13 protein-coding genes are annotated in these 12,388 nt (G+C 68.7%); 6 read left to right on the top strand and 7 right to left on the bottom strand.

Annotation, left to right across the window (positions count from 1 at the left end; all coding sequences use genetic code 11):
• Position 1 precedes the first annotated feature (1 nt).
• Complete coding sequence (locus KY572_RS24600; RefSeq protein ID WP_224245391.1) at positions 2–838, bottom strand: helix-turn-helix domain-containing protein; 837 nt, start codon at positions 836–838, stop codon at positions 2–4.
• Between the two features lie 144 nt (positions 839–982).
• On the opposite strand from KY572_RS24600, the gene KY572_RS24595 reads away from it, so the two are divergent.
• Positions 983–1,387 (top strand): hypothetical protein, encoded by a 405-nt coding sequence (locus KY572_RS24595; protein WP_224245390.1) that lies wholly within the window; start codon positions 983–985, stop codon positions 1,385–1,387.
• Between the two features lie 84 nt (positions 1,388–1,471).
• Here KY572_RS24595 and KY572_RS24590 read toward each other — a convergent pair whose 3' ends face one another.
• Positions 1,472–2,500, bottom strand: a complete 1,029-nt coding sequence (locus KY572_RS24590) for a nucleotidyltransferase family protein (RefSeq protein ID WP_224245389.1) — start codon at positions 2,498–2,500, stop codon at positions 1,472–1,474.
• 10 nt (positions 2,501–2,510) lie between these two features.
• Positions 2,511–3,551 (bottom strand): aminoglycoside phosphotransferase family protein, encoded by a 1,041-nt coding sequence (locus KY572_RS24585; protein ID WP_224245388.1) that lies wholly within the window; start codon positions 3,549–3,551, stop codon positions 2,511–2,513.
• Between the two features lie 282 nt (positions 3,552–3,833).
• On the opposite strand from KY572_RS24585, the gene KY572_RS24580 reads away from it, so the two are divergent.
• On the top strand, positions 3,834–5,201 hold the full coding sequence (locus KY572_RS24580) for a pyridoxal-phosphate dependent enzyme (protein ID WP_224245387.1): 1,368 nt from the start codon (positions 3,834–3,836) through the stop codon (positions 5,199–5,201).
• A 96-nt stretch (positions 5,202–5,297) separates the two neighbouring features.
• On the opposite strand, the gene grxC is transcribed toward KY572_RS24580, so the two are convergent.
• A complete protein-coding gene (gene grxC / locus KY572_RS24575; protein WP_224245386.1) occupies positions 5,298–5,573 on the bottom strand; it encodes a glutaredoxin 3 in 276 nt (91 codons plus the stop codon).
• 173 nt (positions 5,574–5,746) lie between these two features.
• Between grxC and KY572_RS24570 the strand changes: the two genes are divergently transcribed.
• Entirely contained in the window at positions 5,747–6,214 is a 468-nt protein-coding gene (locus KY572_RS24570) for a hypothetical protein (RefSeq protein ID WP_224245385.1), read from the top strand.
• A 56-nt stretch (positions 6,215–6,270) separates the two neighbouring features.
• Here the strand turns inward: KY572_RS24570 and KY572_RS24565 are convergent, their stop codons facing one another.
• Together KY572_RS24565 and KY572_RS24560 are read right to left on the bottom strand one after the other, a co-directional pair.
• On the bottom strand, positions 6,271–7,416 hold the full coding sequence (locus KY572_RS24565; protein WP_224245384.1) for a cystathionine gamma-synthase: 1,146 nt from the start codon (positions 7,414–7,416) through the stop codon (positions 6,271–6,273).
• Between the two features lie 63 nt (positions 7,417–7,479).
• Positions 7,480–8,169, bottom strand: coding sequence for a UdgX family uracil-DNA binding protein (locus KY572_RS24560; protein ID WP_224245383.1), 690 nt, complete (start codon positions 8,167–8,169; stop codon positions 7,480–7,482).
• Between KY572_RS24560 and KY572_RS24555 the strand changes: the two genes are divergently transcribed.
• The 3 genes from KY572_RS24555 to KY572_RS24545 all read left to right on the top strand — a co-directional run bounded on the left by KY572_RS24555 (position 8,168) and on the right by KY572_RS24545 (position 11,448).
• A complete protein-coding gene (locus KY572_RS24555; RefSeq protein WP_224245382.1) occupies positions 8,168–9,163 on the top strand; it encodes a class I SAM-dependent methyltransferase in 996 nt (331 codons plus the stop codon). The genes KY572_RS24560 and KY572_RS24555 overlap by 2 nt on opposite strands.
• Positions 9,164–9,425: 262 nt before the next feature.
• On the top strand, positions 9,426–10,907 hold the full coding sequence (locus KY572_RS24550; RefSeq protein ID WP_224245381.1) for a hypothetical protein: 1,482 nt from the start codon (positions 9,426–9,428) through the stop codon (positions 10,905–10,907).
• 37 nt (positions 10,908–10,944) lie between these two features.
• Positions 10,945–11,448 carry a hypothetical protein gene (locus tag KY572_RS24545; protein ID WP_224245380.1) on the top strand — a complete coding sequence of 168 codons (504 nt, stop codon included), beginning with the start codon at positions 10,945–10,947 and terminating at the stop codon, positions 11,446–11,448.
• 149 nt (positions 11,449–11,597) lie between these two features.
• Here KY572_RS24545 and KY572_RS24540 read toward each other — a convergent pair whose 3' ends face one another.
• Positions 11,598–12,350: a DUF7107 domain-containing protein gene (locus KY572_RS24540; RefSeq protein ID WP_224245379.1), complete on the bottom strand. Its 753-nt coding sequence runs from the start codon at positions 12,348–12,350 to the stop codon at positions 11,598–11,600.
• Positions 12,351–12,388 lie beyond the last annotated feature (38 nt).

Genomic DNA, 12,388 nt, shown 5'->3' with positions numbered 1-12,388 from the left:
CTCAGGCGTCCGTGCGGGCCCAGCCCTCCGCGGCGCGCCTGAGCACCGCGGCCGTGGCCGGATCCGCGGGGAAGAAGGACTCGATGGCGAGCTCGGCGAGGGTGATGTCGACCGGAGTGCCGAAGACGGTGGTGGTGCTGAAGAACGAGAGGACCCCGTGGGGGCTCTGAAGGCGCATGGGAATCACCACCCCCGCGTAGTCCAGTTCCTGAACGGTCTTGGGCGAGGAGGCCTTGCCGCCCGGAGCGCCATAGGCGCGGAGCTCCTCCAGGAGCGCGGTGAGCTTCTCATCCCCGGAGAGCTCGATCTGCCGGTGGAGCCGGGTGAGGATGTGGCTCCGCCACTGCTCCAGGTTGACGATCCGGGGCGCGAGCCCTGAAGGGTGCAGGCTGAGCCGCAAGACGTTCAGAGGAGGCGTCAACAGCTCGGGTGCGACTCCCTCGAGGAGCGGCGCCACCGCGCGGTTGGCGGTGATCAGCGTCCAGTGCCGGTCCACGGCGAGCGCCGGGTAGGGCTCGTGGCCCGCGAGCACGAGCTCGACGGCCTCACGCGAGGCCTTGAGCGCGGGATCCTCGAGGCTCCGCTCGGGGTAGACCGGGGCGAACCCGGCGGACATCAGCAACGTGTTGCGTTCGCGCAAGGGGATCTCCAGCTCCTCCGCGAGGTGGAGCAGCATGTCCCGGCTCGGCTGCGAGCGGCCCGTCTCCAGGAAGCTGACGTGCCGGGCGGAGACCTCGGCACGAAGCGCCAGCTCGAGCTGGCTGAAGCCACGTCGCTGGCGCCACATGCGGAGCAGCTCTCCTATCGGGCGGCCCTGCGCTGAGGTCGTCGTCGTCATGCTCCGAAGGATAGGGGCGTGCCCTCAGCGCACCAATTACCTCGGACGTAATCGACACCGGACAGGCCGGCGCGCATCTTGACCATGAAGCGACGGACGACTCGTGAGCCGCCGCCCCAACCCGCCTCACCGGAGATAACCGATATGAACGCGATGACTGGCTCGTGGAACCTGCTGCGCCGCGCCCTGCTGGCCGATGGGATTGCCTGTGGCGCCATGGGTGCCCTGCTGCTGTTCGCCGCCGTCCCCCTGGAGGGTCTGCTGGGGCTGGAGACGGCCCTGCTGCGGACGGCCGGCATCATCCTGATCCCCTTCGGGGCCCTGGTCCTGTACTTCGCCGCGAAGCCCCACGTCTCGCACCGAGCCGTGTGGTTCATCGTGACCGTCAACCTGCTGTGGGTCGTCGACAGCATCCTGCTGCTGGTGACGGGCTGGGCCGAGCCCACGCTCCTGGGCTACCTCTTCACCGTGGGCCAGGCGCTCGCCGTCACCGTCTTCGCCGGGCTGGAGTACGCCGGCCTGCGGCGCTCGGCCCCGGCCCTGGCCTGACGCGAGCCTGGAGCTCGGCGGACCGGCGCGCGAACTGGTCCGACAAGTAGACCAGTTGAGCGCCGGCTCGACCGGCGGACCGGCTCAGGGAGCCAGAGGCGCGGGGACGCGGTGAGCGCCCCAGGCGAGCACCTCGACCAGCTCCTCGCCAGGGGCCACCTCGGTGTCCTCGAAGACGGCGACCCGGTTGAGCCGCGCCCCATCCCCGATCCGAGCCCCCTCCCCCACCGCCACCGCGGAGCCCACACGTGCGCTATCCGCCAGCTCGCAGCCGGCGCCGAAGTACGCGGGGCCCGCCACCTTCGCGGCTCCCAGCCGAGCCTCCGGGTGCGCCCACCAGTTCCCCTGTCCCCGAGGCGCCGATACGAACGGCGACGCCTTCCCCAGCCCCTCCAGCGGCACGCGCCCGAAGAGCACGTCCCGCACCGTGGCCAGGTACCGCGAGGGCGTGCCCAGATCGGACCAGTACGCCTGGACCACCTCGCCTCGCACCGGCAGCCCCGCCTGCATCACCCGCACGTAGATGTCGCGGTTGATGTCCTCGGGGCCCGACGGAGACATGAAGTCGAAGACGCGCGGCGAGATGACGTGGACGCCCGTGAAGTGCCACGGGCTCAGCCCCGTGCCCCCAGGCCCATGCCCGCCGATCCGGCGCACCTGCCGCTCGGCATCCATCTCCACCGCGGCGTACTTCTCGTTCTCCGGCATCGGCATCAGCACCATCGTGGCCGCCGCGCCCGATTTCCGGTGCGCCTCGACCACCGGCCGCAGATCCACCGGGAAGAGGATGTCCCCGTTGAAGACGATGAAGTCGTCCTCGGAGAGGAAGTCTCGCAGGCCGCGGATGCCGCCGCCCGTGCCCTGGATGACGGGCTCGTGCACCACGTGCAGCGGCAGCCGGGCGCGCTCGCACTCGGCCCGAGCCGTGTCCGTCATCACCTCCGGCAGGTGGTGCGTGTTGATGCCCACCGCCGTCACTCCGGCCGCCTTGAGCACCGCCAGGTGGTAGCGCAGCAACGGCTGCCCCAGGAACGGCAGCGCCGGCTTCGGCCAGCGCTCGGTCAGCGGGCGCAGGCGCGTCCCCAGGCCCGCGCAGAGGATCATCGCCTTCATAAAGAGTGGGTCACGCGGAGAGCTCGGGGACGTACCGGCTGATCAGCTCCTGCAGCTTGCGCAGCTCCGGGCGCCGCGAGAAGGCCGCCTTCACGTAGCGCAGCGACGCCGGGATGGACACCAGGAAGCCCGGGTTGCCCTTCACCCGGTTGATGAACTCGAAGCGCCCGGCGTCCTTCAGCTTGCGCTGGATGGTCAGCAGGTCGAAGAAGTCCTTGAACGGACCGCGGTCGATCTTCTCGCCGCCCGCGTCCGCGAAGGCGTCGATGTACCGGTCCAGCATCTTGTCCACGAAGTCCCGGTCCAGCTCCACGTAGCTGTCGCGCAGCAGCGCCACCAGGTCGTACTGCCGAGGGCCCTGCAGGGCGTCCTGGAAGTCGATGACCACCAGCTCGCCCTCCTTCACCATGATGTTGCGGCTCTGGTAGTCGCGGTGCGTGAAGCCGCGCGGCGCCGCCGCCAGCGTCCGGGCGATCTCCCGGAAGGTGCGGTCCAGCTCGGCGCGCTCGGCGTCGGTGGGCTTCTTGCCACTCCAGGCCTCCAGGCCCCACTCGCGGAAGTGGTGCAGCTCCCAGTCGTACAGGTCCTCGTCGAAGGCCCGAGTGAAGGCCAGGCAGTCCGGGTCCGGCTGGCGCTCGGCCTGGTGGCGCAGGCGCGCCAGGAGCTCCACCGCCCGCCCGTAGAGCGCGTCCCGGTGCTTGCCACCGTCCAGCGCCGCCTCGAACGTGGTGTCCGTGAGGTCCTCCAGCACCATCATCCCCGCCGGCTCGTCGTAGCGAAGGATGCGCGGCACCCGGACGCCCAGCTTCTCCAGGTAGCGGTGGACGTTGACGAAGGGCAGCTCCTTGGGCGGCTCGCCCTTGGTGGCCTCCTCGCTCTTCTTCGTCGCATCCAGCGGCATCACCATCACCACCCAGCTCTCCGGGGGTGTGCCGACGCGGTAGTACGAGCGGTTGCTCGCATCGCCCTTCAGCTTCTTGATGGCGGCATTGGGAACGGGGCGGCCAACGGCCTTGCCCACCTGGTCGCGCAGGGCGGCCTCGAGTTCCATACGGAAGAAATCTCCAAGGGATGGGGAGGCCGCCAGTATGGGGGCCACCGGGGGGTGGGTCAAAGGAGGAGATGCAGGCACGCCAGGCAGGCACCCGGGCTGTCGCCTACGCGACGGGCTCCGAAATGACGTGGTGCGGCACCATCAGTCCTGCTCAGGGTTCCCGGAAGGACAGCCCCCACTCCGCTGTTCCCCAGTGACTGCCCGAGGTCCGGCCCCTGTCGACCCGATGGGGAGCGGCGACGTATAAGGGCCGCCCGCAACCCCTGCCTGGAAGCCACGATGGACATCCACGAGAACATCCTCACGGCCATTGGCCACACCCCGCTCGTCAAGCTCAACAAGATGGTCGGGCCCAACGACGCCACGGTCCTGGTCAAGTGCGAGTTCATGAACCCGGGCGCGTCCATCAAGGACCGCATGGCGCTCTACATCCTCGAGAAGGCCGAGCGGGAGGGGAAGCTCAAGCCCGGCGGCACCATCGTCGAGAACACCTCCGGCAACACCGGCATGGGCGTGGCGCTGGCCGCCGCGGTGAAGGGCTACAAGTGCATCTTCACCATGCCGGACAAGATGTCCCTGGAGAAGATCAACCGGCTCAAGGCGCTGGGCGCTCAAGTGGTCGTCACGCCGACGAACGTGCCGGCGGAGGACCCGCGCAGCTACTACGAGACGGCCAAGCGCCTGCACCGCGAGACGCCCGGCTCGTTCATGCTCAACCAGTACCACAACCCGGACAACATCGAGGCGCACTACAAGATCACCGGCCCGGAGATCTACGAGCAGACCGAGGGCAAGTTCGACTACTTCGTGTCCGGCCTGGGCACCGGCGGCACGATGAGCGGCGCCGGCAAGTTCCTGAAGGAGAAGATCCCCGGGCTGAAGAACGTGGGCGTGGACCCGGAGGGCTCGGTGTACGAGGGCTACTTCAAGACGGGCAAGCTCACCACCCCGCACGTCTACAAGGTGGAGGGCATCGGCGAGGACATGCTGTGCGGCGCCATGGACTTCAAGGTGGTGGACGACGTGCGGCAGGTGGATGACCGTCAGTCCTTCGTCGCGGCGCGGCGGCTGGCGCGCGAGGAGGGCATCTTCGCCGGCGGCTCGGCGGGCGCGGCGGTGCACGTGGCGGTGCAGCTGGCCAAGGAGGTCGGCAAGGGCAAGACGATCGTCGTGGTGCTGCCCGACTCGGGCATGGCCTACATCAGCAAGTTCCACTCGGACGAGTGGATGCGCGACAACGGCTTCCTGGAGGAGAAGGGCGCGGGCACGGTGCGCGACATCATCGGGGACAAGCGCCGCGAGGTGCTCACCGCTCGCAAGGGCGACAAGGTGGACCAGGTGGTGGAGCTGATGCGCAAGCACGGCATCAGCCAGATGCCGGTGCTCAACAGCGACGGCCGCGCCGTGGGCATGGTCCATGAGTACGATCTGCTCAACGCGCTGGTGGCCAACAAGGCGCGGTTCAACGACACGATCGACGCCATCGTCGCGCCGATGCAGGGCGCCGTCTCCCCGGACACGAGCATCAACCGCCTGCGGGAGATCTTCTCCCAGGACAACGTGGCCGTGGTGAAGGAGGGCGAGAAGATCGTCGGCATCGTCACCAAGATCGATCTCATCGACTACCTGCACCGCACCGGGGCCTGAGCCCTCTCGGCGTCCCGGTAGCACGAAGGGCCTCCACGCCACCCGCGAGTCGGGGAGCTGGGGGCCCTTGGTGTTTCCGGCGCGGGCCGGGGAGGCTCAGACTCCCGGCTGCACGCCGAGCCCCAGCATCTCGTCGAGCCGGCCGGAGTCCTCGAGCATGTAGAGGTCGTCACAGCCGCCGACGTGGCGACCGGCGATGAAGATCTGTGGCACGGTGGTTCGTCCGTTCGCCGCGGCGATCATCTCGCTCCGCCTGGAGGCATCACCCTCGATGCGGATCTCTTCGTAGCTCACGCCTTTGCTGTCGAGCAGCTGCTTGGCGCGGATGCAGTAGGGGCACGTGGCCTTCGTGTAGATCTTGACCGGATTCATGGGGGTCAAGGTAGGCACCGCTCCAGCCCTGGGAAGCGCGATGCGGGGTATGCGAGAGGGTTGCTTCCTTGCCCCCCAGCCATCGGCACGGCTCGCCAACGCTTCGAGGCATGTCCAGCTTGAGGAGCATGAACCTGGGCGGGTGTGCTCCGCCCCCGCCTCTGGAGGATGCGATGGGCCGTAGCTACAGCGAATATCCCTTCCATCAACAACAGCCGATGCTGGGTGTACAGGGCTCCGGCCCGCGACTCGGCAACGACGAGGACAAACAGAAGCTGGGCCAGCAGAAGAGCGCGCCGCCCGATGCGCCCAGCGGCTTCCGGCAGCCCCACGCCGAGACCATCCAGCGCTACCAGAAGAAGAAGACGGCGCGGAGGGCGGCAGCCAAGGAGGGCGCGGGAACTGGCCGACGCGCCGCGGCGAAGAAGACACCTGCGGCCAGGAAGGCCTCTGCGGCCAAGAAGGCACCCGCGGCGAAGAAGGCCGTCACCGGCAGGAAGAGCCCCCGGCAGGCCCCTGCCGCCGCTCCGAAGTCCGCCAGCGGGAGCAAGATCGTGTCGCGCGTGGCCGCGGCGGCCAAGAAGTCCGTGAAGCGCGTGGCCCGCAAGATCGGTGTGGGCAAGTCGCCGAAGAAGCGCTGAGGGGCAAAGGGCAGGAGGCAGCCAGGCGCTCCTGCCCTCAGGCTCCGTGAGGCGGGCTACTTCGCCGCGTCGAGCGCCTGCGCCAGGTCGTCGATGAGGTCCTGCGCGTCCTCGATGCCCACCGAGAGGCGGATGAAGCCGTCGGCGATGCCGAGCTTCTCACGCGTCTCCTTGGGCACCGAGGCGTGCGTCATGATCGCCGGGTGCTCGATGAGCGACTCCACGCCGCCGAGCGACTCGGCGCAGGCGAACACCTTCACCGTCTTCAGGAACGTGCGCGCCGCCTCCAGCCCGCCCTTGATGTCGAACGTCAGCATGCCGCCGAAGCCCTTCATCTGCTTGCGCGCCAGGGCGTGCTGCGGGTGCGACTCCAGGCCCGGGTAGGTGACCTTCTGCACCTTGGGGTGCGTGGCCAGGTACTGGGCCACCTTCATCGCGTTCTGCGCGTGGCGCTCCATGCGCACGTGCAGCGTCTTCAGGCCGCGCAGCACCAGGAAGCTGTCCAGCGGGCCCGGCACGCCGCCCACCGCGTTCTGCAGGAAGTACATCTTCTCCGCGATGTCCTGCCGGCTGGTGCCCGAGAACCCGCCGATGACGTCGCTGTGACCGTTCAGGTACTTCGTCGTGGAGTGGGTGACGACGTCGAAGCCCAGGTCCAGCGGCTTCTGGAAGTACGGCGTCATGAAGGTGTTGTCCGCCACCGAGAGGATGCCCCGCTTCTTCGCCACCTCGGCCAGCCGCGCCAGGTCGATGAGCTTGAGCATCGGGTTGGTGGGCGTCTCCACCCAGACCATCTTCGTCTTGGGGGTGATGGCCGCCTCGAAGTTCTCCGGCTTGGACAGGTCCACGAAGGAGAAGGTGAGGCCCTGGCGCTTGAAGACCTTGTCGAAGATGCGGAAGGTGCCGCCGTACACGTCATCCGAGACGATGACGTGGTCCCCGGCGTCCAGCATGTGCATCAGGCAGTCCGTGGCGGCCAGGCCCGAGGCGAACGCGGCGCCGTACTTCGCCCCCTCGAGCGCCGCCAGGCAGGCCTGGAGCGCGTTGCGCGTGGGGTTCTGGGTACGGCTGTACTCGTAGCCCTTGTGCTCTCCCGGTCCGGCCTGGACGTAGGTGGAGGTCATGTAGACCGGCGTCATGATGGCGCCAGTGGTGGGGTCCGGCTCCTGGCCGGCATGAATGGCGAGCGTGTCGAAGCGCATGCCAGGGGCCTACCACAGTCATCCAGCCCCCGGGGAGAGGCAGTTACCCCCCTGCACACACCGTCACAGTTGGGCCGCAGCCCCCTCCCCTGCCCGCTCGCCCTCGAGCAGCTCGGCCACCCCCCGCAGGTCCTCGATGAAGGCCCGGAGCGCGGCCTTGCGGTCCTCCTCCTTCGGAGCCCGGAGGATCGACGACGGGTGGACGGTGGCCACCACCACCCGGGCGTACTCGGAGGCAGTCGGCTGCCCCCGCTGCTTCGTCACCCGGAAGTCCCTGCCCAGCAGCGCCTGGGCCGCGGTGGCGCCCAGGCAGACGATGATGTCCGGCCGGAACACGCGGATCTCCGCCTCCAGCCACGGCTTGCAGGCGCGAATCTCTCCGGAGGCGGGCTTGGCGTGGATGCGCTTCTTGCCCTGCGTCTCCTCCCACTTGAAGTGCTTCACCGTGTTGGTGACGTACACCTGCCGGCGGTCGATGCCGACGACCTTCAAGGCCTCGTTCAGCAGCCGGCCGGCCGGGCCCACGAAGGGCCTGCCCGCCTTGTCCTCCTGGTCGCCCGGCTGCTCCCCCACGAACATCACCCGAGGCCCCCGCCGGTCCCGCCCCTCCTGCTCGCCGAAGACGGTCTGCGTCCCCGTCTTCCAGAGAGGACACGCCCGGCAGCCTGCGGCGGCTTCTCGGAGCTTGTCCAACGTGGGCGACTCAGGGATGAGGGGGGCAGCGGTTTCCAGGGAAGAGGGTCGCTTGGGCATGGCTACTCCACAGGGTAAGCACACACCTCACAATCCAACAGGTATGTTCGAGAACCGGCTGCGCAAGAACGCCCGCCACTTCCGGAAGTGGGCGCACGCGCGCGGCCTCACCTGCTTCCGCGTCTATGACCGGGACATCCCCGAGTACCCCTATGCCGTGGACGTGTACGGGGACCGGGTGCACCTGGTGGAGTACCCTCGCCGGCGTGCCCTCCGGACAGGCACGGTGGAGGAGCAGCGCGAGGAGGTGCTCGCCGCCGTGGCTCGCGTGCTCGAGGTCCCCGCCGAGCACATCCACGTCAAGACGCACACGCCTCAGCCCTGGGGCCGCAAGCAGTACGAGCGCCAGGGCCAGGGCAGCGAGCGGCTCGTCGTCGAGGAGCAGGGCCTGAAGTTCTGGGTGAACCTGGGCGACTACCTCGACACCGGCCTCTTCATGGACCACCGGCTCACCCGGGCCCGCGTCCGCGAGGAGGCCCGAGGCAAGCGCTTCCTCAACCTCTTCGCGTACACGGGCGCCTTCACTGTCTATGCCGCCGCGGGAGCAGCCGCGCGCACGGTGACGGTGGACCTGTCCAACACGTACCTCGACTGGGCCGAGGAGAACCTCGCGCTCAACGGCCTGGCGGACCCGCGCCACACCCTCATCCGCGCCGACGTGCTGCCGTGGCTGGAGGAGCAGGCCGACGAGCCCGAGCGCTACGAGCTCGTCGTGTGCGATCCGCCCTCGTTCTCCACCTCCAAGCGCATGAGCGGCAGCTTCAACGTCCAGAGGGACCACCCTCGGCTGCTGGCCGCCATCCGGGACGTGCTCGCGCCCGGCGGCGTCCTCTACTTCTCCACCAACTTCCTGGGCTTCGAGCTGCGTGACGCCGCCGTCCAGGACATGGAGGTGGAGGAGCTCACCCCCGCCTCCATCCCGGAGGACTTCCAGCGCAAGGAGATCCACCGCTGCTGGCGCATGGTGGCGCCTGGCCCCAGCCGCTCCCGCTGAAACCCGCTCCCCAAGCAGTCAACCTGACCTTGCCATTTGAACTTTGGGGCAGGGCCCGGGGAGAATGCGCGCTGCATCCGTCGAAAGAGAAAGGCAGAGAATGCATCCGCCTCGTAGGGCCATCCTGGGCCGACCGTTCCGATTGCTGGCACTCGCTGCAGCCCTTGCCTTGACCGCGGGCTGTGTGGAGGAAGATGGAGGTGATGGCGGTGGAGGTGGGGGTGGCGGCGGTGGAGGAGGCGGCGGCGGTGGCGGCGGTCCCATGTCCGTGAGCGGCAAGGTGACCTACGACTTCGTCCCGGCCATCTACAACCCCTCGACGCGCTCCGGCACGCTCGCCTTCGCCCAGGTCACCGAGAAGCCCGTGCGCAACGCCGTCGTCCAGGCCCGCCAGGGCTCGAACGTGCTCGGCACCACCAACACGGATGAGCAGGGCAACTACCAGCTCTCCTTCACGGCGGGCTCCACCGGCGCCGTCACCATCGTCGCGCTGGCCAAGAGCAGCAACCCGACCATCCAGGTCGAGGACAACACGGACGCGGACGCCATCTGGGGCATCGGGGATACCGTCAGCTCCGGCACCACGACCAAGAACCTGCGCGCCACCCATGGCTGGAACGGCTCCAGCTACGACGCCGCCAAGCGCACCGCGGCGCCCTTCGCCATCCTCGACAGCATGTACACCGCCGCCAAGGGCTTCATGGCGGTCCGCCAGGTCAGCTTCCCGGCGCTCCGGGTGAACTGGAGCCCGGACAACGTCCCCCAGTCGGGTGACAAGAAGCAGGGCTTCATCGGCACGTCCCACTACGCCTTCGGGGACAAGGAGATCTACATCCTGGGCAAGACGGGCGTCGACACCGACGAGTTCGACTCGCACGTCATCGTCCACGAGTGGGGGCACTACTTCGAGGACGGCCTCTCGCGCTCGGACAGCCCGGGTGGCCCGCACAGCGCGGGGGACGTGCTGGATCCGCGCATCGCCTTCGGCGAGGGCTACGGCAACGCCATCGCGGCGATGCTCCTGCCCGAGTCCATCTACACGGACACCGCCTGGGGCAGCAGCAGCTCGGGCCCCCCGGGGGCCTTCGGCTTCGATGCCGAGACGGCGCCGAGCCCCACCGACGATCCGACACCCAGCGTCTTCTCGGAGTACAGCGTGCTCCGCCTGCTCTACGATCTCTACGACTCGGGCTCGAACGAGTCGTCCTTTGACACGGTCGCGCTGGGCCTGGGCCCCATCTATGACGTGCTGGTGGGCCCCCAGAAGACGACGGAGGGCATGACCACCATCGGCTCGTTCATCACGGGGCTCAAGGCGCAGCCCGGCGTGAACGTGAACGCGGTGAACACGCTGCTGAACCGCTACAGCATGGGGCCCATCACCACGGCCTTTGGCGACGGAGACTCCAAACTGCGCGACATGTACACCAACGTGACGGCATACCCGTTCAGCCGGTCGATCTTCCTGGACGGCGGCCTCGACTCCAACAAGTGGGGCCAGAACCAGTACTACGTGTTCACCGGCAACGGGTCGCGCATGACGATCACCGCCAACTCCGCCTCGGACGTGGCGATCGCCGCCTACCAGAAGGGCGTGCGCGTGGGCCAGGCCGACGAGAACCTCACCGGCACGGAGACCTTCAACTTCATGTCCCAGCCGGACGTGAGGTACGTCCTGGTGGTGACCGGCTTCGAGGAGCAGTCCGGTGAATACGCCGTTTCCATCTCCATCAAGAGCCCGTGACACGGCCTCGATGCCCGCACACACCTCTGGAGCGCACATGAACCGCATGGCACTCGCAGTCCTCTCGAGCCTCACGCTGCTCTCGTCCGCCGCCTGTTCCTCCTCGGCCCCGGCGGCCCCGAACTCCACCTCCCAGCACGAGACGGCCAAGGTCTCCGCGCCCGTGGCGGTGAAGGCCGATCTCCAGGGAGATCAGGCCCGCGTCACCGTCCGCTTCGACGCCGCGGCCACGGGTGTGAAGATCAACGTCCATGGCGCGGATGGCCTGGTGGTGAAGAGCGCCGCCACGCCCGTGGACAACTCGAACTTCACCCAGGGCTCGGAGACGACCTTCGACGTCGCCTTCACCCCGGGCACCGGCCGCTCCCACCTCGTGGTGGCGGTGGACGGCACGTTCAAGGGCTCGCACCGCACCAGCGTCTCGAGCTTCGCCATCGGCACGCCCTCGCCCGAGCAGCAGCGGGCCTCGGGCACCGCCGTCACCGGAGACGACGGTCAGCGGGTGAAGATCATGCCCGCCAACGGCGCCGACACCCAGTAGCCGCCGGACCCACGGCCGACCCGCGATTCGCCGCGGGTCGGTCCGTCCTCAGGGACCGGACCGCCGCCTGTCGGTCCGACGGTCTGCGAACTGGTATGACAAGCATACCAGTCGGCGGCGCGCGCGCCCGACACGGGCACCTCCCCGGGTCAGCGCGAGCAGCGCCCGCCCACGCAGCGCTCGCCCGAGGGGCAGTCGCAGCTGACGTTGCACACCTGGCCGGAGCCATTGCCGGAGCCAGAGCCCGGCAGGCAGTAGCCGATCTGGCACGAGTAGCCCGACGGGCACTGCGAGGCGTAGCTGCAGGGCGCGCGGCACTGGCCGTCCACGCAGTCCTGCGAGGCCGGGCACTGGGCGTTGGTGGTGCACTGGTTCAGCGGGGACGGGCGGCACAGCCCGGACTGGCACGTCTCGTTGGCCGAGCACTGGGTGTTGGTGGTGCACCCGCGGAAGCAGACGGCGTTGATGCAGTAGTTGCCGTAGCCGCAGTCACTGTTCTGGCGGCACGAGGCGCCCCCGTCCGGCTCCTGGCAGCTGCCCCCGTCCGGCGTCCCACCGTCCTGGGGGGGCGGCGGCTTCGGATCGCAGTAGTTGTCGTTGCCGCACCTGCCGCCCCCACTGCAGTCCGAGTCCTGATCGCAGGACTGGCAGCACACGCCGTCGATGCAGCTCTCCCCCCACCCACACTGGGAACCGGAGGTGCACCGCTTTGCGTTCGAGTCGATGTCGCGACAGGTGCCATTGCGGCAGAACTGGTTGTAGCGACAGTCGGTCGAGTCCTCGCAGTAGCTGTACTCGTCTTCGTACCAGTCGTGGCCATCGTGCTCGATGACGCATCCGGTGGAGAAGACCAGGGCGACGAGGGGAACCAACAAGGAGAGGCGAGAGGGGGCGTTCGGCATTGGGGGTGCTCCGAACGAGGCGGTCCGGCCAACCGTCC

Source organism: Hyalangium gracile, from assembly GCF_020103725.1.
Classification (GTDB): Bacteria; Myxococcota; Myxococcia; order Myxococcales; family Myxococcaceae; genus Hyalangium; species Hyalangium gracile.
The sequence above is the reverse complement of the archived record's forward strand: the minus strand, read 5'-3'. Positions and strand labels throughout refer to the sequence as shown.